24 protein-coding genes are annotated in these 23,855 nt (G+C 72.0%); 11 read left to right on the top strand and 13 right to left on the bottom strand.

Annotated elements, in window-relative coordinates; translation table 11 throughout:
• Positions 1-181: 181 nt before the first annotated feature.
• The 3 genes from ACFW0G_RS34255 to ACFW0G_RS34265 all read right to left on the bottom strand — a co-directional run bounded on the left by ACFW0G_RS34255 (position 182) and on the right by ACFW0G_RS34265 (position 3,462).
• Positions 182-1,438: an HRDC domain-containing protein gene (locus ACFW0G_RS34255; RefSeq protein ID WP_378329618.1), complete on the bottom strand. Its 1,257-nt coding sequence runs from the start codon at positions 1,436-1,438 to the stop codon at positions 182-184.
• A gap of 69 nt (positions 1,439-1,507) precedes the next feature.
• Positions 1,508-2,224: a response regulator transcription factor gene (locus tag ACFW0G_RS34260; protein ID WP_345387391.1), complete on the bottom strand. Its 717-nt coding sequence runs from the start codon at positions 2,222-2,224 to the stop codon at positions 1,508-1,510.
• A 674-nt stretch (positions 2,225-2,898) separates the two neighbouring features.
• Positions 2,899-3,462, bottom strand: a complete 564-nt coding sequence (locus ACFW0G_RS34265; protein WP_378329619.1) for a DUF3000 domain-containing protein — start codon at positions 3,460-3,462, stop codon at positions 2,899-2,901.
• A gap of 87 nt (positions 3,463-3,549) precedes the next feature.
• Between ACFW0G_RS34265 and hemE the strand changes: the two genes are divergently transcribed.
• From hemE to ACFW0G_RS34285, 4 genes are all read left to right on the top strand, one after another.
• Positions 3,550-4,638: a uroporphyrinogen decarboxylase gene (gene hemE, locus ACFW0G_RS34270; RefSeq protein ID WP_378329620.1), complete on the top strand. Its 1,089-nt coding sequence runs from the start codon at positions 3,550-3,552 to the stop codon at positions 4,636-4,638.
• The gene (gene hemG / locus ACFW0G_RS34275) at positions 4,635-6,059 is read left to right on the top strand and encodes a protoporphyrinogen oxidase (RefSeq protein ID WP_378329621.1); all 1,425 of its coding nucleotides are present in this window, start codon (positions 4,635-4,637) and stop codon (positions 6,057-6,059) included. Before hemE ends, hemG begins: the two co-directional genes overlap by 4 nt.
• A 100-nt stretch (positions 6,060-6,159) precedes the next feature.
• On the top strand, positions 6,160-6,852 hold the full coding sequence (gene hemQ / locus ACFW0G_RS34280) for a hydrogen peroxide-dependent heme synthase (protein WP_378329622.1): 693 nt from the start codon (positions 6,160-6,162) through the stop codon (positions 6,850-6,852).
• Between the two features lie 5 nt (positions 6,853-6,857).
• Positions 6,858-8,216, top strand: a complete 1,359-nt coding sequence (locus tag ACFW0G_RS34285) for a CoA transferase (protein ID WP_378329623.1) — start codon at positions 6,858-6,860, stop codon at positions 8,214-8,216.
• Here the strand turns inward: ACFW0G_RS34285 and ACFW0G_RS34290 are convergent.
• The 8 genes from ACFW0G_RS34290 to ACFW0G_RS34325 all read right to left on the bottom strand — a co-directional run bounded on the left by ACFW0G_RS34290 (position 8,187) and on the right by ACFW0G_RS34325 (position 14,671).
• Complete coding sequence (locus ACFW0G_RS34290; RefSeq protein WP_378329624.1) at positions 8,187-8,540, bottom strand: hypothetical protein; 354 nt, start codon at positions 8,538-8,540, stop codon at positions 8,187-8,189. The two genes, ACFW0G_RS34285 and ACFW0G_RS34290, sit on opposite strands and share 30 nt — an antisense overlap.
• A complete protein-coding gene (locus tag ACFW0G_RS34295) occupies positions 8,537-9,340 on the bottom strand; it encodes a DUF692 domain-containing protein (RefSeq protein ID WP_378329625.1) in 804 nt (267 codons plus the stop codon). The genes ACFW0G_RS34290 and ACFW0G_RS34295 overlap by 4 nt, the downstream gene beginning before the upstream one ends.
• Positions 9,333-10,247 (bottom strand): TIGR04222 domain-containing membrane protein, encoded by a 915-nt coding sequence (locus ACFW0G_RS34300; protein ID WP_378329626.1) that lies wholly within the window; start codon positions 10,245-10,247, stop codon positions 9,333-9,335. The genes ACFW0G_RS34295 and ACFW0G_RS34300 overlap by 8 nt, the downstream gene beginning before the upstream one ends.
• Before the next feature lie 139 nt (positions 10,248-10,386).
• The gene (locus ACFW0G_RS34305; protein WP_378329627.1) at positions 10,387-11,283 is read right to left on the bottom strand and encodes a TIGR04222 domain-containing membrane protein; all 897 of its coding nucleotides are present in this window, start codon (positions 11,281-11,283) and stop codon (positions 10,387-10,389) included.
• A gap of 91 nt (positions 11,284-11,374) precedes the next feature.
• On the bottom strand, positions 11,375-11,797 hold the full coding sequence (gene msrB / locus ACFW0G_RS34310; protein ID WP_378329628.1) for a peptide-methionine (R)-S-oxide reductase MsrB: 423 nt from the start codon (positions 11,795-11,797) through the stop codon (positions 11,375-11,377).
• Between the two features lie 56 nt (positions 11,798-11,853).
• Entirely contained in the window at positions 11,854-12,153 is a 300-nt protein-coding gene (locus ACFW0G_RS34315; protein WP_378329629.1) for a hypothetical protein, read from the bottom strand.
• Positions 12,154-12,206: 53 nt separating this feature from the next.
• Positions 12,207-13,835 (bottom strand): serine/threonine-protein kinase, encoded by a 1,629-nt coding sequence (locus ACFW0G_RS34320; protein ID WP_378329630.1) that lies wholly within the window; start codon positions 13,833-13,835, stop codon positions 12,207-12,209.
• Between the two features lie 164 nt (positions 13,836-13,999).
• On the bottom strand, positions 14,000-14,671 hold the full coding sequence (locus ACFW0G_RS34325; RefSeq protein ID WP_378329631.1) for a TVP38/TMEM64 family protein: 672 nt from the start codon (positions 14,669-14,671) through the stop codon (positions 14,000-14,002).
• Between the two features lie 67 nt (positions 14,672-14,738).
• Between ACFW0G_RS34325 and ACFW0G_RS34330 the strand changes: the two genes are divergently transcribed.
• From ACFW0G_RS34330 to ACFW0G_RS34350, 5 genes are all read left to right on the top strand, one after another.
• Positions 14,739-15,302, top strand: coding sequence for a GNAT family N-acetyltransferase (locus ACFW0G_RS34330; RefSeq protein WP_378329632.1), 564 nt, complete (start codon positions 14,739-14,741; stop codon positions 15,300-15,302).
• Positions 15,303-15,322: 20 nt separating this feature from the next.
• Positions 15,323-16,336 (top strand): DNA polymerase domain-containing protein, encoded by a 1,014-nt coding sequence (locus ACFW0G_RS34335; RefSeq protein ID WP_378329633.1) that lies wholly within the window; start codon positions 15,323-15,325, stop codon positions 16,334-16,336.
• A gap of 125 nt (positions 16,337-16,461) precedes the next feature.
• Positions 16,462-16,854 carry a DUF6221 family protein gene (locus tag ACFW0G_RS34340; protein ID WP_378329634.1) on the top strand — a complete coding sequence of 131 codons (393 nt, stop codon included), beginning with the start codon at positions 16,462-16,464 and terminating at the stop codon, positions 16,852-16,854.
• 36 nt (positions 16,855-16,890) lie between these two features.
• Positions 16,891-17,895, top strand: coding sequence for an LLM class flavin-dependent oxidoreductase (locus tag ACFW0G_RS34345; RefSeq protein WP_378329635.1), 1,005 nt, complete (start codon positions 16,891-16,893; stop codon positions 17,893-17,895).
• A 277-nt stretch (positions 17,896-18,172) separates the two neighbouring features.
• Positions 18,173-18,424: a S1 RNA-binding domain-containing protein gene (locus tag ACFW0G_RS34350; protein WP_378329636.1), complete on the top strand. Its 252-nt coding sequence runs from the start codon at positions 18,173-18,175 to the stop codon at positions 18,422-18,424.
• A 62-nt stretch (positions 18,425-18,486) separates the two neighbouring features.
• Here the strand turns inward: ACFW0G_RS34350 and ACFW0G_RS34355 are convergent, their stop codons facing one another.
• Positions 18,487-19,143 carry a maleylpyruvate isomerase N-terminal domain-containing protein gene (locus tag ACFW0G_RS34355; protein ID WP_378329637.1) on the bottom strand — a complete coding sequence of 219 codons (657 nt, stop codon included), beginning with the start codon at positions 19,141-19,143 and terminating at the stop codon, positions 18,487-18,489.
• Between the two features lie 169 nt (positions 19,144-19,312).
• Entirely contained in the window at positions 19,313-20,899 is a 1,587-nt protein-coding gene (locus ACFW0G_RS34360; RefSeq protein ID WP_378329638.1) for a PucR family transcriptional regulator, read from the bottom strand.
• A 183-nt stretch (positions 20,900-21,082) separates the two neighbouring features.
• Here ACFW0G_RS34360 and pruA point away from each other — a divergent pair, with 183 nt between their 5' ends.
• Both pruA and ACFW0G_RS34370 read left to right on the top strand, forming a co-directional pair.
• A complete protein-coding gene (gene pruA, locus ACFW0G_RS34365; protein ID WP_378329639.1) occupies positions 21,083-22,711 on the top strand; it encodes an L-glutamate gamma-semialdehyde dehydrogenase in 1,629 nt (542 codons plus the stop codon).
• A gap of 33 nt (positions 22,712-22,744) precedes the next feature.
• Complete coding sequence (locus tag ACFW0G_RS34370) at positions 22,745-23,674, top strand: proline dehydrogenase family protein (protein ID WP_378329640.1); 930 nt, start codon at positions 22,745-22,747, stop codon at positions 23,672-23,674.
• The last annotated feature ends 181 nt before the right edge of the window (positions 23,675-23,855 follow it).

The raw sequence follows: 23,855 nt of genomic DNA on the forward strand, positions 1-23,855 counted from the left end.
CATGCGGGCGAGTGGTGGCCAGGTGGGTGCGACGAGGGCGTCCCTCGGTGCGTCCAGTGCACCTGGGGCGTCCCTCGGACACCGGAGCCGACAACGTCCCGACGGCGAGTTTGAGACATGCCTGTGTGACATGCGGATCCGGTATGTCAACCGGCCGGGGGCACCGGGGGCACGGCGGGGGTCAGGAGGCGGTGGTGTGGAGGGCTTTGGTGAGGGCGGGCAGCGTCAGCTCGATCTGCCACGGCCGGGCACCGCCGGCGGCGAGCGCCGCTGCGATGGCATCGGAGGAGAGATCGGCGGGCGGGCGCCAGCAGGTGCGGCGGACGAGGTCCGGCAGCAGCAGGTTCTCCACCGGCAGCCGGTGGTGTTCGGCGATCGAGGCCAGCGAAGCGCGGGCGGCGGCGAGGCGCGCGGCCGCGTCGGGGTCCTTGTCGGCCCAGCGGTTCACCGGCGGCGGACCGTCGGTGGGCTGGGCCGGGGCGGGCAGCGAACTCGCCGGCAGCGCCCGCGCGGCCTGGAGGTGCCGCAGCCAGTTCGCGCTGTAGCGGCGCTGCACGCGGCCGCCGAACACGGGCAGCGCCTGCAGTTCCTCGACGGTCTTCGGGTCGGCGGTGACGGCGTTGATGATCGCGCTGTCCGGCAGGATGCGGCTCGGCGCGCGGTCGCGTTTGCGGGCCAGTTCGTCCCGGGCCTGCCACAGTTCGCGCACCGCGGCGAGGCCGCGCGGGCTGCGGATCTTGTGCACGCCCGACGTCCGGCGCCACGGCTCGGCCCGCGGTGCCGGCGGCGGGGCGGTGCGGACCGTCTCGAACTCCTGGCGGGCCCATTCCAGCTTGCCCTGCGCGTCCAGCTCGGCTTCGAGCTTCTCGCGCAACGGGATCAGCAGCTCGACGTCGAGCGCGGCGTAGTTGAGCCAGTCGACCGGCAGCGGCCGCTTCGACCAGTCGGCGGCGCTGTGCCCCTTCTCCAGCTGGTACCCGAGCAGCAGCTCGACCAGCGTGCCGAGCGCGACCCGCTCGTACCCGGCCAGCCGCCCGGCCAGCTCGGTGTCGAACAGCGCCGCGGGCCGCAGGTCCAGCTCGGCGAGGCAGGGGAGATCCTGCGACGCGGCGTGCAGCACCCACTCGGCGTCGTTGAGGACGGCCCGCAGCGGGGCCAGGTCGTCGGCCACGGCGATCGGGTCGACGAGCATCGTGCCGGCGCCCTCGCGGCGGATCTGGACGAGGTACGCCTTGGGCCAGTACCGGTAACCGGACGCGCGTTCGGTGTCGACGGCGATCGTGCCGCTGCCCGCGGCGAGCCGCGCGCACGCCTCGGCGAGCGCGGTGGCGTCCGCGATCACCGGGGGAGTGCCCTCGGCGGGCTCGCGAAGAAGTACAGGCCCGGCAGGTTCGGTCGTCACGTCGAGTCCGGTCCTGTCGGCCTGTTCATTTCCCATGGGTAAGGACCCTACGGGACGGGCACACCGCGCCTGGTCCGCCCGCCCCGCAGGGGTGTTCGCCTTTCGCTATCGGATCACGCCTGCCCGCATCGCCAGCGCCACCATCTGCGCCCGGTCGCCGGTGCCGAGCTTGCGCCCGATCCGGGACAGATGCGACTTGACGGTGAGCGCGGAGAGGGACAGTTCCTCGCCGATCTCCTTGTTCGACTGCCCGTCCGCCACGAGCTGCAACACCTCGACCTCGCGAGCGGACAGCTCGCGCGGGGTGTTGTCGGTGCCCGCGACCCGGGTTCCGGTGGCCAGCACCGGAGCCACGCTCGGGTCGGCGTAGACGCCGCCCTCGAGGACCCTGCGCACGCCGTCGGTGACGACCACCGGCGACGCGGACTTCAGCAGGTACGCCTGCGCACCGGCCTGGAAGGCCGATCTGACGGCGTAGGGATCGTCGGAGGACGCGAGCACCACGACACGAGGCCAGCCATGGCTACGGAGTTCCGTAACCAGCTCGATGCCGCTGCCGTCCGGCAGTCCGAGATCGAGGATCGCCAGGTCACACGGCCCGGTGGCCGTGGCTCGCGCCCTCGCCTCGGCCACCGTCGCGGCCTCGTGAACGGTGCCCGCACCCATCTGTGCGAGTCGTGCTGCGATTGCCTCCCTCAACAGCGGGTGGTCGTCGACCACCAATACGGAAAAGAGCTCTTCCCGCGGGTGCGGAACCATGCTCGCCGGCAAGGCACCGGCTGGCGTGGATCGAACGGCCTGAGATAAGCCGACGGTAGCCACGTCACTACCTCCCTGGAGTCGGTCGTGCCCCCCGACCGGCACCGGGACCTTCGGCCGTTCAGCCGCGCCAGCTTTAGACCGAAAGTGGTGTCGTCGAAAGGCACTGTAGCCGCCCGGAGGCTTCCGCGGGGGGATCGAATGGGTATCTATCTGAAACGACTCGTCACTCAGGGGGTTCGTTGTAACACGATCGGGCTAGTACACAGCCGGTGGCTAACGGATCGCCCAGCGAACACGATGCACTCTTGTTACCGGCTTCAAAGTGGCTGTGCAGATGGGTCGTGCACCTGCCGGTGCTGGTCGCGGCGGTGGGCCGCCGCGGGGCGTCGGAGGGATGAAATCGGGCCCCCGCCGGGGCATGATCAACTTTCCGATCGCCGCCCGGCGGTAGCGGAGAGCGACGATACCGGGCGTTCCGGAACGTCCCGCCCCTCGTGAACGGCATCCGACTTCCGTCGGGTCGGCCGTTGAGCCCGTGTTGATCTTGTCGCACTGCGTGATGGTCCAGGTATCACGAACGTGGTCGTCCGGACGTGCTAGCCGGCTACCCGCGAGTGGACGTGAAAAGTCCTCAGCCGCGCCGGGGCGCGCGCGGGGGTGTCCCCACACTTGTCTGGACCACCAAGGCGCGCAGCGGCGCGCTCAGGGCCTGGGGCGGGGCTTCCGGGAGGCGATCAGGAACTCTGCCGCTGCCCGAACAGCGTGACGCCGACCGGCGGCAGCCCGACGACGCTCGCCATCACCTGGCAGAAGGCGTTCCCGTGCGGGCGGAGCGCGGCGTCGACCGGCGTCCAGGACGCCCGGAGTTCGAGGTCGTCGGTCCTGGCAGGGCCGGAGATGTCGCCGAAGCGCGCGGAGGAGGTCTCGGTGACCGTGCCGCCCAGCGCCCGCCAGCTCGCGCCGGACGCCTCCAGCGCGTCGGTCAGCCACGACCAGCCGACGGCGGGCAGGAACGGGTCGGTGGCCAGTTCGCGGTCCAGCTCGGCGCGGACGTACATCACCATCCGCAGGACGCCGTCCCAGCCCTCCTGCCCGTCCGGATCGTGCAGCAGGACGAGCCGCCCGGAGGCGAGCACGTCGGCGGGACCGGAGACCTCGCAGCTCAGCGCGTACGACCACGGGGCGAGGCGCTGGGGAGCACGCATCGTCTCCAGCGTCACCTCGGGGCGCGGCCGGACGGACTGCAGCGCCGCGACGGCTTCGCGGAAGAGTTCGGGCACTGGCGTCATCGCGGTCACGCTTCGACTCTAGGGCGGACACGCCCGGTTGCGGGGGCAGGCGCGCCGAAGAACGGGCCCGAGCCGGGGCGTGGCACGATGAAGACGATGTCTTCCTCGCTGTCTTCCCAGCCGTCCCTGTCCACGGCCGCCCGGCGTGCCCTGCCCGGGGCGCCGCTGCTGGCCGCCGCCAGGGGCGAGCGCCCGGCGCACACCCCGGTCTGGTTCATGCGCCAGGCCGGACGGTCGCTGCCCGAGTACCGCGCGCTGCGCGAAGGCGTGCCGATGCTCGACGCCTGCTTCGACCCCGAGATGCTCGCCGAGATCACGCTGCAGCCGGTGCGCCGCCACGGCGTCGACGGCGCGATCCTGTTCAGCGACATCGTCGTGCCGCTCAAGGCGGCCGGGGTGGACATCGACATCGTGCCCGGCACCGGCCCGGTCGTGGCGGAACCGGTCCGCGACCTCGCCGCGGTGCGGGCGCTGCCGGTTCTCGAGACCGGGCAGGTCGCGAAGGTGGCCGACGGCGTGCGGCTGCTGGTGGAGCGGCTCGGCGAGACGCCGCTGATCGGCTTCGCCGGCGCGCCGTTCACGCTGGCCAGCTATCTCATCGAGGGCGGGCCGAGCCGCAACCACGAGCACACCAAGGCGCTCATGCACGCCGACCCCGCGCTGTGGCACGAGCTCGCCGGGCGTCTCGCCGACTTCGCGCTCACCTTCCTGCGCGCGCAGCTCGACGCCGGGGTCGACGCCATCCAGCTGTTCGACTCGTGGGCGGGCGCGCTGTCGGAGCGGGACTACCGCGAGTTCGTCCTGCCGCATTCGGCCAGGGTCCTGGCCGGGATCGCCGAGTACGGCGTGCCGCGCATCCACTTCGGCGTCGGCACCGGAGAGCTGCTGGTGGCGATGCGCGACGCGGGCGCGGACGTCGTCGGCGTCGACTGGCGGGTCCCCTTGGACGAGGCCGCCCGGCGGTTGTCCGCGACCGGCTCGGCCGCGCCGGTCGTGCAGGGCAACCTCGACCCGGCGCTGCTCTACGCGCCGTGGCCGGTGCTGGAGGCCGAAGTCCGCCGGATCGTCGAGGAGGGCCGCGCGGCCGCGGGGCACATCTTCAACCTCGGGCACGGCGTGCTGCCCGGCGTCGACCCGGACGTGCTGACCCGCGTCGTCGGGCTGGTGCACGAGCTGCGGCCGTGAAGCGGGTTGCCGTCGTCGGCGGGGGCATCTCCGGGCTGACCGCCGCGTACCGGCTGCGGACCCTGCTCGGCGAGGCCGCCACAATCACGGTGTTCGAGACTTCTCTGGTGCCCGGCGGGAAGCTGCGCACGGCCGAAGTGGCCGGACAGCGTTACGACGTCGGTGCCGAGGCGTTCCTGGCGCGGCGTCCCGAGATGACCGCTTTGGCGCGCGAGATCGGGCTCGGCGAGCTGATCACGCATCCGACGAAGGCGCGGGCGAAGATCCACGCCGGGGGAGCGGTTCTCGGCCTGCCGCCCGGCACGGTCATGGGCGTCCCGGCCTCCGCGGACGCCGTCGCGGACGTGCTTTCGCCCGAGGGACGGCGCGCCGTCGAGGCCGAAACGACGTTGCCGCCGGTGTCCTTGCCAGGGGCCGATGTGCCGCTGGGGCCGTTGCTGCGCGAGCGGTTCGGCGACGAACTCGTGGACCGGCTCGTGGATCCGTTGCTGGGCGGCGTCTACGCCGGGGGAGCCGACGGGCTGGGCCTGCGCGCGACCATGCCGGGGCTGGCCTCGGCGGTCGCCTCCGGCGCGGGTTCGCTGACCGCGGCCGCCGCGACGCTGCTGCCCAGGACGCCCGGGACGGCTCCGGTGTTCGGCACCCTCGTCGGCGGTCTGGGCACGCTGCTCGACCGGCTCGCCGAGCTGTCCGGCGCCGAGGTCCGGACCGGCGCCCCGGTCCGCGCGCTGAGCCGGACCGTGACGGGATGGCGGCTCGAACTCGGGGCCGCGGCCGCCGCGCACGCGCCTTCGGACACCCCGGTCGACGTCGACGCGGTGGTGCTCGCGGTCCCCGCGCCGTCCGCGCGGCGGTTGCTGGCGGACGTCGTCCCGGCCGCGGCGACGGCGTTCGGCGAGGTCGAGCTGGCGTCGATGGCCGTGGTGGCGCTGGCGTTGCCGCCCGGGACCGTGCTGCCCGAGGCGTCGGGGGTGCTGATCGGCGCGGGGGAGCGGGACACTTCGGGCGTTCCGTACGCGGTCAAGGCGTTCACGTTCTCCAGCCGGAAATGGGCCCACCTCGCTCCTGAGGGTGGTCCGGTGCTCGTGCGGGGTTCGGTCGGCCGGTTCGGCGAGCCGGGCGCGCTGCACGCGGACGACGACGAGCTGGTGCGTGTCGTGCGTGAGGATCTCGCGCGCCTTTCCGGCGTCACGGCTTCGCCGATCGACACACTCGTGACGCGCTGGGGCGGCGGGCTTCCGCAGTACGGGGCCGGGCATCTGGACCGGGTCGAGCGCATCGAACGGGCGGTGGCGGACGTGCCGGGGCTCGCGGTCGCCGGGGCGACGCTGCACGGCGTCGGCCTCCCTGCGTGCGTGGCCACCGCGGACGCCGCGGCGAAGCGCGTCGCGGAGCACCTTTCGGCGATCTCGCGTACCTAGACGGCGATCTCGCGTGCGCGGACGGAGATCTCGCGTGCGTGGACGGAGATCACGTGTACCTGGGCGGACGGCCAGGGGCGACAGGTGCCAAGATGGAAGCATGGCGCGGCTGAACTACAACGAGCTGAACGACACCATCCGCTACACGACCTGGTCGGTCTTCCGGGTCGAGCCCGGGCGGCTCGGCGAGGATCGCGGTGCCGCGGCGCGGGAGACCACCGAGTACCTGGACGCGCTGGCGGGCAAGGGCGTCGTGGTGCGCGGGGTGTACGACCTGTCCGCGCTGCGTGCCGACGCCGACTACATGATCTGGTGGCACGCCGAGGAGATCGAGCAGGTCCAGGCCGCCTACGCCGGCTTCCGCCGCACCCCGCTCGGCCGGGCGTCGACGCCGGTGTGGAGCCAGACCGCGCTGCACCGCCCCGCCGAGTTCAACAAGAGCCACATCCCGGCGTTCCTCGCCGGCGAGGAGGCCCGCAAGTACATCTGCGTGTACCCGTTCGTGCGGTCCTACGAGTGGTACCTGCTGCCCGACGACGAGCGCCGCAAGATGCTCGCCGACCACGGCAAGGAAGCCCGCGACTACCCGGACGTGCGCGCCAACACCGTCGCCTCGTTCGCGCTCGGCGACTACGAGTGGATCCTGGCGTTCGAGGCCGACGAGCTGCACCGCATCGTCGACCTGATGCGGCACCTGCGCGGCACCGAGGCCCGGCTGCACGTGCGCGAGGAGATCCCGTTCTACACCGGGACTCGCGTGCCGCCCGCCGAGCTCGTCGCGGCACTCCCGTAACCGCCGTGCGGGACGCGCTGGCCGGGCTCTGGCACACGCTCACCGGGGACACCCTCGCGCCCGGCGCCGCCGAGCTGACCGGCGGCGAGGACGTGCTGCCCGGCCCGTTCCGGGTCGAGGCGGCAGCGACGTCGAGCATCGCCGCCGCGACCCTTTCCGCCGCGGAAATGCTGCGGCTGCGCGGAATCGAGCCCGGCGTCGCCGGTATCGACACCCGGCACGCGGCCGCCGCCTTCCACAGCGAGAGGCTGCTGCGGCTCGACGGCGGATCGCCGGGGAACATCTGGGGCCCGATCGCCGGGGACTACCGGGCCGCCGACGGCTGGGTCAAGCTGCACGCCAACAACCGGCGGCACGAATCCGCGGTGTGCTGGGGCCTCGGTGTGCCCGCGACCCGCGAAGCCGTGGCGAAAACCGTCGCCGCGAAGACCGCGTACGAGGTCGAGTCCGCCGTGGTCACCGCGGGCGGGGCCGCCGCACTGCTGCGCTCGCGCGAGGACTGGCTGGCACATCCGCAGGGCCAGGCCGTCGCGGCGCTGCCCGTGGTCGACCTGACGCCGCTCGGCGAAGCACCGCCGCGCAGGCTGTTCGACTCGGACCGGCCGCTGGGCGGGGTCCGGGTGCTGGAGCTGACCCACGTCATCGCCGGTCCGGTCGCGGGCCGCGTGCTGGCCGCGCACGGCGCGAACGTGCTGCACATCGGCGCCGCGCACCTGCCGAGGATCGAGCCGCTGACGATGGACACCGGGATGGGCAAGCGCTCGGCGTTCGTCGCGCTCGACACCGAGGGCGGCCGCGCGAAACTGCGGAAGCTGATCAGCCGCGCCGACGTCGTCCTCCAGTCCTTCCGGCCGGAATCGCTGGCACGCAAGGGTTTCGCGCCCGAGGACATGGCGGAGCTACGGCCCGGCCTCGTCGTGGCCGATCTGTCCGCCTACGGCTGGGAAGGGCCGTGGGCGCGGCGTCGCGGTTTCGACAGCCTCGTCCAGATGGCCTCGGGGATCGCCCACGAGGGCGCTCAGGTCGCGGGGACCGGCGAGCCGCGGCCGCTGCCGGTGCAGGCGCTCGACCACGCGACGGGCTGGCTCACCGCGGCCGGGATCATGACGGCCCTGCGGCGCACGGTCACCGACGGCGGCACCTGGCACGTCCGGCTTTCCCTGGCTGGTACCGGCCGCTGGCTGGATTCCCTGGGACGTAAGGAAACCAAGGGCGCCGAGGTGTCCTTCGACGACTTGCTCGAAGATGTCGACAGCGACTTCGGCAGGCTCACCAGGGTCAAGATGGCGGGGGTGCTGCCCGGCGCCCCTCCACAGTGGACGGACGCCGCGCCGCTACCGGGCAGTGGTACCCCGACGTGGTAGCCAGCGGCGCTTCGGCTTGGGCAGTTCACCACGGGCGATGAGCCATTCGCCGAACTCGTCGGCGTACGCGCGGGTCCTGGTGTCGGCGGATTTGGGATTCTCGGTGGAATAGGCGAGGAACAGCCCGAAGAACCGGGACCCGAGGGCTTCGGCGAGGTCCGGGCGCAGGAACGCGATGAGCCTGCTTCGCTTGCGCAGCAAGACATCCGACTCGACGCGCAGCCGCTTCGGGTCGAAACCCTCCGGCGCGTCGCCACCCGCGAGCAGCGCCCGCAGCAGCTCCGCCTGCCGCGCGGCCAGTCGCTCGCGGGGATCGGTGTTCACGACGTCAGCACCCCGCGCAGCGCGGCCAGTTCGGCGGCGAGTTCGCTGTCGGTGGGGTAGTCGTCGTCGCGTTCCAGCAGGACGCCGGGCGGGTCGGTGCGGCGGCACAGCTCGGCGAGCAGGTCGAGCACCTCCGGCAGCACGGGATGCGCGTGCGTGTCGTGGTAGACGCCGTCGCGTTCGACGCCGCCCGCCATGTGCACGTAGGCCAGCCGCTCCCACGGGATGCCGTCGAGGAACGCCACCGGATCGGTGCCGATGTTGCGCGCGTTGGCGTAGAGGTTCGCGACGTCGATGATCAGGCCGCACCCGGTGCGCTCGGTGAGCTCGGTGAGGAACTGTTCCTCGGACAGTTCCGCGTCCGGCCATTCCAGCAGCGCGGCGATGTTCTCCAGCGCCAGCGGAACCTCCACAATGGACTGGGCGAGGCGGACGTTCGCGACGAGCACGTCCAGCGCGTCCCGCGTCCGCGGCAGCGGCATCAGGTGCCCGGAGTCGAGGCCGCCCGCCCGGACGAAGCACACGTGGTCGCTCACCAGTGGCGCGCCGAGCGCGCGGGCGATCTCGGCCAGATGCTCGACACGGCTCGTGTCGACCGGCTCGGCGCCGCCGAGCGACAGGGACACCGCGTGCGGGAGCACCGGGAGTCCCTTGTCCCGCAAGGCGATCAGCGATTCGGGCAGATGCGGGGCGTGCAGGTTCTCGGCGACCACCTCGACCCAGTCGACGCCTGGCATCCGGGCGATCGAGAGGTCCAGCTCCTCGCGCCAGCCGATGCCCACCCCGAGCCGGTCAGCCACCACAGCCCCCGCCGCCGCAGCCACCGCCCCCGCCGCACGACGACCCGCTGCTGCAGGAGGAACCACTGCTGCACGAGGACCCGCCGGACGAGCCGCCCCCGCCGAAACCCGAGGTGACCGGGGGCATCAGCGCGGCCCGCAGTTCTTCGTCGGGGTACATCGCCAGCCCGCCGAGCGCCACCGCTGCCGCCGCCCCGGCGAGGACCACCCCGGCGGGCACCGCGCCGGAGGCCGGGGCGCCGTGGCGGTGTTCGGCATTGGCCCGGCCGAGGACGGTGTTCCCGGCGGCGGTCGGCAGCCGCGTCCCGGATTTGCGCCGGTCACCGGCGGTCACCACGACGATGAAGATCGTGACGATGATTAGGAAGGCCAGGTAACCGACCGAGTGCCCCGCCCCGATGCCCGCCACGAACCGGACGATAGCGAGCACCAGGACGGCGATGGCGAACAGCTGGATCGCCAGGCGGAGTGTCTTGATCCGCGACACGGGCTGAAGCAGGCCACGCTGTTCGAGGTCGGCCGTCATCGTCCGGATCGGTGCGGTGATCCGGGCCCTGGCCCGGATCGTCGTGGTCGACTTGGCGCTGCGGGCGGCCTCGGCGACCACGCGTTCGATCGGGTCCGCCGGGACCTTCCCGGTCGTCGACGTGATCTTTTTCGTGCTGCTGACACGCAGCTCGCCCCGTTCGACCAGCGCCGCGATCGCCGCGTCGACGACCCGGTCCGGCCCGCCCGCGAGGCAGGCGAGCTGGTACACCGAAAGCGTCGCCTCCGGCTGTGCGACCGTGTTCGGCCGCCCCAGCCGGGACAGCGCCGGCGCGAGCACGCGGGCGAGCAGTACGACACCGAGCAAACCCGCGTGCAACGCCAGGTACTCCGGGCCGGAAATGCCCCACAGGTCCTTCATCGTCCGCCTCCCCCTCCAACGACTGCGCTTACCGTAACCGGGACACCTCAGGCCGGGAGGGCATTTCGGCCGACTCCGGCGGGTGTCCCGCGTCGCGTACTGGGATGGCCGGACCGGCCATCCCGTTCCCGCCACATCCTCAGCCGCCGCAGCCTCCGCCACCCCCACCGCAGGACGAACCCCCGCCCCCACACGAGCAGACACCGCACGACGAAGCCCCGCCGTAGGAAGAGCCGATCCCGCGGGATGAACGACCGACCCGGACGGCCCAGCCCGGGCCGTGATCGCCGGAACCACGGGCCGATACCAGGACCTTGCGGATCTCCCTGTCGGGGTAGGCGGACAGCCCGTACAGGGCGACGTCGGCCGCGGCGCCGTGCAGCAGGCTCCTGTCCGCGCGGGTGGCGTCCAGCGCCCGGTCTCCCGCCGAGGTGACCCGCGCGGGCTTGGGGGTGGACGCGAGCACCGCGGCGACGGCGAGGCCGGTCACGGCGACGATCAGGATCGCGAGGACGACCATCGGCTTGCCCCGCGTGCCTCCGGCGGCAAGCCGCACGAGGCCGAACACGAGGAGCGGGACGTAGGCCGCGGCCGTTTCCAGCCAGGCACGGTGCCGTTTGGCCTCGTCGACGAACAGCCCGGCACCGCTCAGTTCGCCGAGCAACGCCGCCATGGCCGGGTCGGCCGCGAGCACCTCGCGCAGGGAACTCGGTTGTGTCGGCGCTCGCGAACCGATCGCGGTGGCCGCGGCGAGGCCGAGCGCGTCGGCGGGACGCGCGGGGGTGATGTACAGCCTGCCCACGCTGTCGATGCGGACCTGCTCGCGTTCGAGCATCGCCGCGAGCACGGTGTCCGCGACCCGCTCGGTGCCACCCGCCAGCGCGGCGACCTGGTAGCCGTTCGTGAGCGGGGCCGTCGTGCGCGGACCGGTGCGCAGGCGAAACAGCCGCAGCTGGTTCACGGCGAGCGGGATCAGCGCCAAGCCCAGGTAGAGCGCGAGAAAGGCGGGGCCGGGAATCCCCCAGGTGTCGGTCATGAGCTCGCCCTCCCTCGTCCGGAGATGCCACGGCCGGAAGCCGTGTCGGTGAGCACGTGCGAGGGAGGGCGCGGGGTTGGCCGCCGGGTGGTTACGACTCGGGAACGAGCTTCAGCGAGATCGAGTTGATGCAGTAGCGCTGGTCGGTCGGGGTGGGGTACCCCTCGCCCTCGAAGACGTGCCCGAGGTGGCTGTGGCAGGAGCCGCAGAGCACCTCGATGCGCTTCATGCCCATGCTGCGGTCCTCCCGCAGCAGGACGGCGTCGGAATCGGCCGGATCGTAGAAGGACGGCCAGCCGCAGTGGCTCTCGAACTTCGTGTCGCTGCGGAACAGTTCGGCCCCGCAGGCGCGGCACTCGTAGACACCGGTGGTCTTGGCGTCGGTGTACTCGCCGGTGAACGGGCGTTCCGTCCCGGCCTGGCGGAGCACGGCGTACTCCTCCGCGGAAAGCTGCTGCCGCCACTCCTGCTCGGACTTCACGACGCGCGGGGTGGCTCCGACAACGGGTTTCATACCTTTCACCGGTTCCACGTTACTCCGCGGGATCGGCGGGACGCCGTCCTCGGCGGCTACTGTGCGAGCCACGCCACGGCGCGCGTCACGATGTCCCACGCGGCCACGATCACCCCGACGATGATGAGCACGGCGATCAGCGCCGAGACCCAGTAGCGGAGGCCGCCGAGGCGGTTGCTGGAGTCGGCGAAGTCGGACACGCCGTCGAGGCACGCCTCGATGGTGAAGTTCGGCCCGCAGCGCTCCATCCGGTCCAGGTGCTCGGCGAACGCGCGAGCCTCCGGATCGTTCGGATCGAGACCGACCAGATCCTCGTGGAAGCGAGGATGCTGGCCGGGTTGTCCGATTTCGGCCATGGGACCACAGTAAGCCACCGGCGCGGCGCGGGACAGCGTTCGCGCCGCACGTCTCACTGGTTAGCGCCGCTCTCCGGGGCCGCCGTGGGGTCGAGGCGGGTGTCGCTGTCGATCACCATCTGCCCGCCCTGCATGACGATCCGGTAGGCGCGCCGTGTCCCGTTGAGGGTGAGGTTCATGATCAGCGAACCGTCGCTCTCGTTGGTCCCGCTGTCGGCGTGGGCGTTGACGTACCCCTTGATGTTCTGCTGCTGCTGGCTCCAGTACTGCTGGTATCCCGACTCACTGCCGTAGACCCGTTGCGCGGCGGGCGTCAGCAGGCTCCAGTTCCCGCCCGGGTTGCCGAAGAAGTTGACCACCAGCTGCCCGGCCCCGCCGTAGTCGCCGACCTTGCCGTCGGTCTTCGTCGTGTTGAGCGCGGGAGAGGCCGTGCTCGGCTTCGTGGACGGCTTGTTCTGCGACGCCGCGGGCGAGTTCGGCGGCTGCTGCGTGCCGGAGGAGGTGCCCTTGTTGTCGGTGGCCGAGTTCAGGATCAGGAACACCACGACGGCCACCACCACGACGGCGGCGCCGACGCCGGCGAAGATCGCGGCCTTCCGCTTCGTGTCGGTGGCAGGGGCGGGTGCGGCGGGGCGCTGGGGCGCGGCGGCCGAGGGCATCGGGCGCGGCGGGGTGTGCGGCTGGCGCGGGGGCTGCTGCGGCACGAACGCGGCGGTCGGCGTACGCGGCGGACCGGCGGGAGGCGGGGCCTGCACCGGGATCGGGGCCGACGACGGCGCGCCGGTGCGCTGCCACGGCGGACGTTCGGTGCCGCGGCCGGGAGTGCTGGGCGCGGCGGGGAGGTCCGCACCGGCGGGCTTGCGGCCACCGGTGCCGGCGCCACCGCCGAAGAGCGGCGGCGAAACCTGGGTGCCCGGGGCGGCCGGGTCCTTGGCGGCCAGCGCGGCGAGCCGGTCCCGCGCCTCGGCCATGGACGGCCGCTCCTCGGGCTCGGCTCTGAGCAGGCTCATCAGCAACGCCGTCGCGGCGCCCGCCTGCTGCGGCGGGTTGATCTGGCCGTTCGCGGCGGCGTAGAGCAGCGCCAGCTGGTTCGTCGAGTTCCCGTAGGGCGTGCTGCCCTCGATGGCCTGATACAGCGTCGCGCCCAGCGCGAAGACGTCGGAGCTGGGCACCGGGTCGGCGCCGCGGGCCAGCTCGGGCGCCAGGTAGGCGGGGGTGCCGCCGATGAGCCCGGTCGCGGTGAGCGTCATGTCACCCGCCGCGCGCGAGATGCCGAAGTCGGTGATCTTCGCGGTGCCGGTCTCGTCGATGAGGATGTTGCCGGGCTTGACGTCGCGGTGCACGATCCCGGCCCGGTGGGCGGCGACCAGCGCCGAGGCCACCTGCTCGCCGATGCGGGCGACCTCGCCCAGCGGCAGCGTGCCGCGTTCGGCGAGGATCGCGGACAGGCTCGGCCCGTTGAGGAACTCCATCACCAGGCACGGGTCGCCGCCGTCCTCGGCGATGTCGAAGACGACGATCGCGTTCGGGTGCTGGAAGCGGGCGGCGTTCTTCGCCTCGCGCATCGCGCGCTGGCGCAGGTTGTCCCGCTCCGCCTCGGACGTGCCGGGCTGCGGCAGGATCTGCTTGATCGCCACGGAGCGTTCCAGGCGCACGTCGACGGCACGCCACACCACGCCCATGGCACCGCTACCAATGTGCTCGGCGAGACGGTAGTGCCCCGCGATCAACTGCCCGGTGTCGATGGCGCCTGCTCCTCGAAAATCCCGGTGATGGTGGCCTTACTCAGCGCGAATTCCCCGCGCGGACCCGTCCGAGTGTAGCGGTCCGAACTTCGCGGCCGCCGTCAGCCAGCGGGTGTCGAGACCGTTTTCCCGGACTCCGTGTCACCGCGCCGTTTTCGGAACACCCGGTACAGCCCGGCCGCGCCGGCGACGGCGAAAACGCCGTAACAGACCAGGAGCGCGGGCGGGGTCCCGCCGGTCAGCGCGTCCCCGAGCACGACGACGGCCACCGTGCCGGGAACGCTCCCCAGCAGCGTGCCGACGAGATACGGCACGACCCGCACGCCCGACACGCCGCAGACGTAGCTGAACGGCGCGAACGGCACCACCGGGATGAGCCGCAGTGAGGTGACGGCCAGCACACCGCCGTCGGAGAGCCGCTCGTTGACCGTGCGCACGACGTGCCGGTGCAGGTGCCGGGTCACCAGGTCGCGGCCGAGCAGCCGGGCGAGCCCGAACGACAGTGCCGACGCGATCGTGGTGGCGGCCAGGCCGATGGCGATCCCGGCGGCGGTGCCCACGAGCAGCCCCGCGGCCAGGTTGAACACCGTCCGCGGCACCGGCGCGACGGTGAGCAGGGAATAGGCGAGGAAGAGCACCAGCGGCGTCGCCGACCCCGTCGCGGCCGCCCAGGCGCGCAGCTGCGCCGGGCCGGGGATCGGCAGGGCCACCGCGGCCGCCAGCAGCAGGGCGAGCACGGCGAGCGCGAGGATCAGCTTGGTACGGCCGGACACGCGTCCACGGTAGCGGGCGCGCCGAAACTCGGATGACGTGCGTCACCCGGCGTGCTTCGCTCGGCCCATGATCGACGTCGAGGCACTGCGCGTACAACCCGACCTGACCGGCGAGAAGGTCGTGCTGACCCAGCTGGACGAGTCGCACCTCGACGACTCGTGGGCGTCGCTGCAGGACATGGACCCCGAGTCGCGGCGGCTCACCGGGACACACACGACGTTCACCCACGAGCAGATCCGGAAGTGGAACGCGAGCCGTCCCGGGCTGACCGATCGCGCGGACTGGGCGATCCTGCGCGCCGGAGACCGCGTCTACGTCGGCGACGCCGCACTGACGGACGTCGACGCGGGCAACGCTTCCGCGGGGTTCCGGATCGCGCTTTCCCGGCCGGGGGACTTCGGCCGCGGCTACGGGACCGAGGCCGTCCGCCTCGTGCTCGACTACGCCTTCGGGCTGGTCGGCCTGCATCGGGTCCAGCTCGAGGTGTTCGACTTCAACCCCCGCGCGCGGCGTGTGTACGAGAAGTGCGGGTTCGTCGCCGAAGGCGTGCAGCGGGAAGCGCTGCGCTGGGACGGCGCCTGGCACGACGTGATCCGGATGGGCGTTCTGGAAAGCGACCGGCGCGGCTGAAACCCCACTACGGTGGGCGCATGCCCAAGAACGGTGAGCCGGTCGAGTACCGGGTGGGGGAGCGCACCGTCCGCGTGTCGAGCCCGGACAAGGTCTACTTCCCCGAGCGCGGGATCACGAAGCGCCAGGTCGTCGAGCACTACATCACGGTCGGTGGCCCGCTGCTGCGGGCGATCGGCGAGCGGCCGACGACGCTGAAGCGGTACGTCGACGGCGTCGAGGGTGACGTCTTCTACGCCAAGCGCGTCCCGAAGGGCGCGCCCGCGTGGGTGGACAAGGCCGAGATCACCTTCCCGTCCGGGCGGAAGGCCGAGGAGGTCTGTCCGACCGAGCCCGCCGTGTTCGCCTGGGCGGCCAACCTCGGCACGTTCGACTTCCATCCGTGGCCGGTGCGCCGTGACGACGTCGATCATCCCGACGAGCTCCGCGTCGACGTCGACCCGCCGGACGAGGCCGGGTTCGCCGACGCCGTCGCGGTGGCCGGGGTGGTGCGCGAGGTGCTGGCGGAAGCCGGGCTCACCGGCTACCCGAAGACCTCGGGCGGGCGCGGGGTGCACGTGCTGGTGCGCATCCGGCCGGAGTGGGACTTCGTCGCGGTGCGGCACGCGGTGATCGCGCTCGGGCGGGAGGTCGAGCGGCGGATCCCGGAGCGGGCGACCGTCGCGTGGTGGAAGGAGGAGCGCGGCGGGCGGGTGTTCCTCGACTACAACCAGGCCGCCCGTGACCGCACGGTCGCCTCGTCGTGGTCGGTGCGGGGCACCCGGCGCGCGACCGTGTCGACGCCGCTGACCTGGGACCTGCTGGGCGAGGTGCATCCCGACGACTTCGACGTCCTGACGATCCCGGACTTCCTCGCCGGGCACGGGGATCTGCACGCGCCGATGGACGAGCGGGCGTTCGGCATCGAGACGCTGCTGGAGTGGTACGCCCGTGACGAGCGGGATCACGGCCTCGGTGACATGCCGTATCCGCCGGACTACCCGAAGATGCCGGGCGAACCGAAGCGGGTCCAGCCCAGCAGGGCCCGATCGTAGTGACGGTGTGATCGCACTGTGTCTCGGACGGCTGTGACGAGCGAAAAGGGGGCGTAACGTCCTGGCCCTGACCGGCGACCTTCCCCGGACCGGGGCTGGGGAGCGAGCAGGAGGGAGGGCCTTACGTGGACGACTTGATCGCGTTTCTCGCGGCACGTGTCGGGCAGCGTCAGGCGCTGATCATGCAGGCGGTCAACAAGGCCCAGGCGGGCGAGCCGCTCAGCAGGGGCGAGACGAGAGTCGTTGTCGAGCAACGGATCCGCGCGTTGTCCGATATGGAGCTCGACGTCGTCAACCAGATGATCAACGAGGTCGAGGCCACGCGCCGCATCCTGCTCGCCCACCGCACGACGGTCTCCGAGAAGGTCCCCGGCTTTCCGCTGTACGGCAGCGAATACTGGTGTGAAACCTGCCACGTGCCCGGTGACGAGGCGGGCTCCAACTGGTGTACCACGCTGCGTCTCCTCGCCCTGCCCTACGCCGATCACCCCGACTACAGCGAACGGTGGCGGCCCTGACGGGAATCCGGGCGCGCCGATGGCGTTGAACCCGGTGTGAGCGCATCGCCTGCCCGGCTTTCCGTGTTGGACCGTTCGCCGATCCGCCGCGACACCAGCGGTGCGACGGCGCTGCGGGAGACGGTCGCCTTCGCGCGGGAGGCCGAAACGCTGGGATACCACCGGTTCTGGGTGTCCGAGCACCACAGCGTGCCCGGGGTCGCCGGCTCGGCGCCGACCGTGCTCGCCGCCGCGGTGGCGTCCGCGACCTCGCGGATCCGCGTCGGCACCGGCGGCGTGATGCTGCCGAACCACCGTCCGCTCGTCGTCGCCGAACAGTTCGGGGTGCTGGAGTCGTTGTTCCCCGGCCGGATCGACATGGGGCTCGGGCGTTCGGTCGGGTTCACCGACGGCGTCCGCCGCGCACTCGGGCACGGCAAGGAGGACGCGGCGGATTTCGGCGACCGGGTACGGGAGCTGCTGGGGTTCTTCGGCGGCGCGCAGACGGCGTATCCCGGGGTGCACGCGATCCCGGCCGAGGGGCTGCGCGTGCCGCCGTTCGTGCTGGCGACGGGCGCCGGGGCGGACCTCGCCGCGGAACTGGGTCTGCCACTGGTGATCGGCCAGATCCGGGGCGAGGCCGCGATGATCGAGGCGATCACGCGGTACCGGGACGGGTTCCGCCCCTCGGTTTTCGCGCCCGCGCCGTACGTCGTGGTCTCGACCGCGGTGGCGGTGGCCGACACAGCTCCGGCGGCCCGGCGGTTGCTCGTCCCCGAGGCATGGTCGACGGTTTATTCGCGCAGCCACGGCGTTTTCCCGCCGCTGTCCCCACCGGACGAGATCCTCGCGCTCCCGATGACCGCCCGCGAACGCGACCGCCTCGAGGCGGCACTGGACGCCCAGATCCACGGCACCGCCCCCGAAGTCCTCTCCCGCCTGTCGGCGCTGGCCGCCCGCACCGGCGCCGACGAATTCCTCTTCACCACCGCCACCCACGACCCCGCCGACCGCCTCGCCACCTACCGCGCCCTCGCCCCAGCACACGAGTTCTCCGCCTGATCACGCGAGTTCTCCGTCCAATCACGCGAGCCGACTCTCTGGGTACGTGAGTCGTCCAGCTGGGTACGTGAGTCGTCTGTCCGGGTACGCGAGTTCGCCGCAAAAGACTGGCCCGGCCCTGCCCCGGGTTGCTATTGTCGCGCCATGACTGCCGGGTCGGCCGAGAGCCGTGAGCAGACGGGTCACCCGGCCACGCGGTGACCTCCGGGCGGGCGCGTGGCCCGCCGCCTCCTTGTGCGCGTTTCCGCGGAACGTGCCGGGAAGGGAGGTGAATCGTATGCCCGGTCAGGAAAACGTCCCATTGCCGAGGTGGCGCGAGTTCGTGTCGGCGCACGCCGGCGGAGGAGCGCTCGACGGCGTGGTGACCAAGGTGGTGCCGTTCGGCGCCTTCGTCGAAGTGGCCGACGGGATCGAAGGTCTGCTGCCGCACACGTTCGGTGCCGACGTCCCCGTGCCCGGCGCCGAGATTTCGGTGCGAATCAACCAGCTCGACGTCGAACGCCGTCGCATGAGCCTGGTGCTGGCGTGACGCCGTGACGGGGTGAGGCAGGACGCCCTGCCTCACCCCGTTGGATGTCCACAGTGGACGTTTCAGCCGAGGGCGAGCGGGATTTTTGTTGCCAGCTCGCCCAGTTCGGCCTTCTCCGCGTCGGTCGCGGATCGACGTCCGGTGCCGATCAGCAACGCGTCCGTGTCGGAGAAAGACGCGGGGAACGCCCCGCCCGCGATCTTCTCCAGCATTTCGCGCGTGCGGGCGAGGCTTTCGGCGGGCGGCCCCGGTACGTGCGGGAGATGGGCGACGAGGTCGAGGTGGTGCAGCGTCCATTCCAGGACGTACGCGGAAAGGTAGTCGCCCGTCGTGAGCACCATGTCCTGGGTGCCGACCCGGACGCCGGGGTCGGCGAGTTCGGCGGCGCGCCCGGCGGCGGCGCCGACGTCGTCGAGGTGGAACTTGAGCAGTGCGGGGTCCTCGTACGCGGCGGCGAGGCGGACGATCAGCGCGTCGAGCGGGTCGTCGCCGGTCGGCGCCGTTTCGGCGACCTTCCAGTAGGTGACCGCGTCGTCGGTCGGCGCGGCTTCGGCGGGGGTGACGAGGGTGATCAGGACGTCCTGCGCGTCGATGATCAGGTGACACGCCAGGTCCCGCACGAGCCAGCCGGTGCAGCCCGACGGCTGCTCGAAGTCCTTGTCGGAAAGGTCGGCGACCGCTGTGCGCAACGCGGTCCACGAGCGTGAGAAGAGATCCACGGCGGAAAGTTAGCAGCGCGCGGCATCCGTGGGCGACCGATTTCGCCCTTTCCGCCGGTGTCGAAAAGCCAGGAACTCGCGTGATCAGACACGGAACTCGCGTGATTGGAGGCGTATCTCGCGTGATCGGACGGAGAACTCGCGTGATCGGACGGAGAACTCGCGTGATCTACAGGCGTAACAGGAGGTGGGTGAGGAGGCGTTCGGTGGGGTCGGTGAAGGAGAGGCCGGAGACTTCGGCGGCTCGGCGGACGCGGTAGCGGACCGTGTTGGGGTGGATGTTCAGTGCGCGGGCGGCGGCGCGAACGTCGCCGAAGGCGTCGAGGTAGGCGAGGACTGCGGGGACGAGGATGCCGCCGTGGTCGGCGTCGTGCGCGAGGAGCTCGGCCAGGCGCGGATCGCGGATGCGTGGCTGCTCGGCGAGGAACGCCAGGATCTCCGAGAGCAGAACCTCGGCGCGGACGTCGGCCAGCGAGGCGACGTCGGAATCCCAGTGCCCCCGCGCCATCGTCGCCAATACCCGGTCGGCGTCGCCACGGGACGCCGCCGCGTCGGACAGCCGGGGTACCACGCCACCCAGCGCGGCCCGCACGCCGACGTCGAGATGACGCCGCGCCGCGGCCACGATTTCCTTGGCCAGCGCGACAATCCGGCCTTCGGCGTGCTCGGTGACGTCGGGGAGATCCGGCAGCAGCGCGTACACGCGGCTGCCGATGACGCTCACCAGCGCGCTGCGCCGGTACGCCGCGGTGTGCACGGCGATCAGGTGCACCAGTTCCGCGCGGTGCAGCTGCCGGTCGGCCTGCGTCCGCTCGCCGGTGAGCGCGAACGCCACCACGACCGCGGGCCGGGCGGGATCGGCGCCGATGTCGTCGGCGACGGAGTCCGCGTCGAGCCGTCCGTCGAGCAGGCTGGCGAGCAGGTCCTCCCGCAGCCGCAGCTCCGGCGTCGGCAACGTCCGCGCGCGGATCAGCCGGGGCGCCAGCGTCCGGCTCGCGCCGAGCAACGCCACCTCGGCCTGCTCGGTCAGCGGCGCCGCGCCCTCCTGGACCCAGATCGTGCCGAGCGGCTGCGAGCCGGCGTGCACGCCCGCCGCGATCCGCCGCCGGATCCCGAGCTCGGGCCGCTCGTCGATCCGGACGATGCCCTCACCGGCACGTAACCGCTGGTAGACGCCCCATTCGCGGAGCATCGCGAGATAGCGTTCGGGGCCCTCGCGCCCGAGGATCGACAACCGCCGCAATTCGTCGACCTCGTCCGAAGACCGCGAATAGGCGAGCACCCGGCTCGCGGTGTCCTCGATGCTCACCAGCCCGCCGGTCAACGTCGCGATCGTCTGCGCGAGGGAGAACAGATCGCCCAGCACCTCGCCGCTTTCCGCCTCACCGCCCGCGCGCGCCGTGTCGACGACGCCGCGTGCCAGCGCCTCGACCTGCTCCCAGCGCGCCTCGTTCCCGACGGCCAGCAGCGCGACGCCCGCGTCGGCCGCGATCCCTTCCGCCGCACCGGGTTCGCCCTTGATCGCGACCGCGGCCGCCCCGCCGCGCCCGGCCGCGCGGATCGCCGCCCCGGCCGCCCGGCCCCTCGCGCCGATCACCAGTGCGAGGTCGCCGGGGTGGGCCTCGGGCGGGTCCTCGGGGTCGAGGATGACGACGTCCTCGACGGGTACCCCCAGGCCACGAGGCGCGACCAGTACCCGGACGAGTGGCTCACCGAGCGTGGCCAGCACGTGGCGTAGCGAGGTTCCCGTGGTCATTCGCCATCTTTCTCCATCCATGCCCCCGCCGCCACCCTCAACGGAGACGCTCCGCGTCCGGCTTTCATTCCATCGGACAAGGTCATCACCCCGATTCTATCCGTTCGGACAAACCGTTGGGCCGTCCGTGGGGTTACCGTTCGGGGCAGAGAGACCCTCACCCGTCGTTGTGGAGGAGCCGCCGTGGACGCCGTGACCCAGACCCCCGCCCCGAAGAACGAGCCGGTGCTGACGTACGCACCGGGCAGCGCTGAGCGCGCCGAACTCGAGGGTGCGCTCAAGCGGCTGGGCGAGGCTGATCCTGTCGACATCACCGCCACCATCGGTGGCAAGCAGCGCGCCGGCGGCGGCGAGAAGATCGACGTCGTCCAGCCGCACAACCACCGGTCGGTGCTGGGCGTGATCCACGGCGCCACCCAGCAGGACGCCGCCGACGCCGTCGCCGCGGCCACCGAGGCCGCCCCGGCCTGGCGCGCGCTGTCCTACGACGACCGCGCGGCCATCCTGCTGCGCGCCGCCGACCTGCTGACCGGCCCGTGGCGCGCCACCCTCAACGCCGCCACCATGCTGGGCCAGTCCAAGACCGCGACCCAGGCCGAGATCGACTCCGCCTGCGAGCTCGCCGACTTCTGGCGCTTCAACGTCGACTACGGCCGCCGCGTGCTGGCCGAGCAGCCGAACAGCTCGCCCGGCGTGTGGAACCGGATGGAGCACCGCCCGCTGGAGGGCTTCGTCTACGCGATCACGCCGTTCAACTTCACCGCCATCGCCGGCAACCTGCCGACCGCGCCCGCGCTGATGGGCAACACGGTCGTCTGGAAGCCGTCGCCGACGCAGAGCTTCGCCGCGCAGCTGACCATGCGGCTGCTGGAAGAGGCGGGCATGCCGCCGGGCGTGATCAACCTGCTGCCCGGTCACGGCAAGGTCGTTTCCGAGGTGGCGCTGACCCACCGCGACCTGGCGGGCATCCACTTCACCGGCTCCACCCCGACGTTCCAGCACCTGTGGGGCACCGTCGGCGCGAACATCGCCGGTTACCGGAGCTACCCGCGCCTGGTCGGCGAGACCGGCGGCAAGGACTTCATCGTCGCGCACCCGTCGGCCGACATCGACGTGCTGCGCACCGCGCTGGTCCGCGGCGCCTTCGAGTACCAGGGCCAGAAGTGCTCCGCCGCGTCGCGCGCCTACATCCCGCGCAGCGTCTGGACGCAGCTCAAGGACGGCCTGGTCGCCGAGACCGAGGCGCTGAGCTACGGCGACGTCACCGACCTGAGCCACTTCGGTGGCGCGGTGATCGACCGCCGCGCGTTCGACAAGCACGCCGCGGTGTTCGAGCGGGTCAAGGGCGACGCCGAGGTGGAGATCCTCACCGGCGGCACCGCGGACGACAGCACCGGCTTCTTCGTCCAGCCGACGATCCTGGTCTCGGACAACCCGAAGCACGACATCTTCCGCACCGAGTACTTCGGGCCGATCCTGTCGATCCACGTGTACGAGGACAACCAGTTCGACGACGTCCTCAAGCTGGTCGACGAGACCGCGGTCTACGCGCTGACCGGCGCGATCATCGCGAACGACCGCACCGCGGTGGCGAAGGCGTCCGAGGCGCTGCGGTTCGCCGCGGGCAACTTCTACGTCAACGACAAGCCGACCGGCGCCGTCGTCGGTCAGCAGCCGTTCGGTGGTGGCCGCGCCTCGGGCACCAACGACAAGGCGGGCTCGATCTTCAACCTGCTCCGCTGGACGAGCACTCGCTCGGTCAAGGAGACCTTCGTCCCGCCGACCAGCGTCCCGTACCCCCACCAGGGCTGAGTTCCCCAGTCCCTCGTCTCCCGGGAGATCCCCATGTTGCGAGCCTCTCTCCTCGCCGCCGCCCGATCGCGGCGGATGCGTTCGCTGGTCGAAGCGGTGCCCGCCACGCGATCCGTGGTGCGCCGCTTCGTCGCCGGTGCCGAAACCGCCGACGCGGTGCGGGTGGCCAGGGAACTGGCCGCCGACGGCCGGAAGATCACCCTCGACCACCTCGGCGAGGACACCACCGACGCCGCGCAGGCCTCGGCCACCGTCCGTGCCTACGAAACGCTGCTGAACGCGCTGGGCGCGGACGGCCTCGCCGACGGCGCGGACGTCTCGGTGAAGCTGTCGGCGGTCGGCCAGTTCCTGCCGTCGAACGGCGAGGACGTCGCGCTGGAGAACGCCCGCAAGATCTGCGCGGCGGCCGACGCGGTGGGCGCCACGGTCACCCTGGACATGGAGGACCACACCACCACGGACTCGACGCTCGGCATCCTCAAGGAGCTGCGTGCCGAGTACCCGTGGGTGGGCGCGGTGCTGCAGGCCTACCTGCACCGCACCGAGCAGGACTGCCGCGAGCTGTCGGGCCCGGGTTCGCGGGTGCGGCTGTGCAAGGGCGCCTACGCGGAGCCGGAGGCCGTGGCGTTCCAGGACAAGTCCGAAGTGGACAAGTCCTATGTGCGCTGCCTGCGGATCCTCATGGCGGGCAAGGGCTATCCGATGATCGCCTCGCACGACCCGCGCATGATCGCCATCGCGGCGAAGCTCGCGGCGGACAACGGGCGCGGGCCGGGCGACCACGAGTTCCAGATGCTGTACGGCATCCGGCCCGAGGAGCAGCGGCGGATCGCCGGCGAGGGGGACACCATGCGCGTGTACGTTCCCTACGGCGACGAGTGGTACGGCTACTTCATGCGCCGTCTGGCCGAGCGTCCGGCGAACCTGACGTTCTTCCTGCGCGGCCTCGCCACGAAGAGCTGAGGAAGAGGTCCGTCAAGGCCGTCCCGTGATCGCCCGCCCAGGAGCCGGGCAGGGCGAAGCACCCCTCGCGGGCGGTCTTGACGGCTCTGGGGCCCCAGTTCTCGGCTCCCGGCGGAACCGGGCGGTCCGCCGGGAGCCGAAGGTCCGTGAATGCCACATGGAGAGACTCACAGTCCCTCGA

It is taken from the genome of Amycolatopsis sp. NPDC058986, assembly GCF_042741125.1.
Lineage (GTDB): Bacteria > Actinomycetota > Actinomycetes > Mycobacteriales > Pseudonocardiaceae > Amycolatopsis.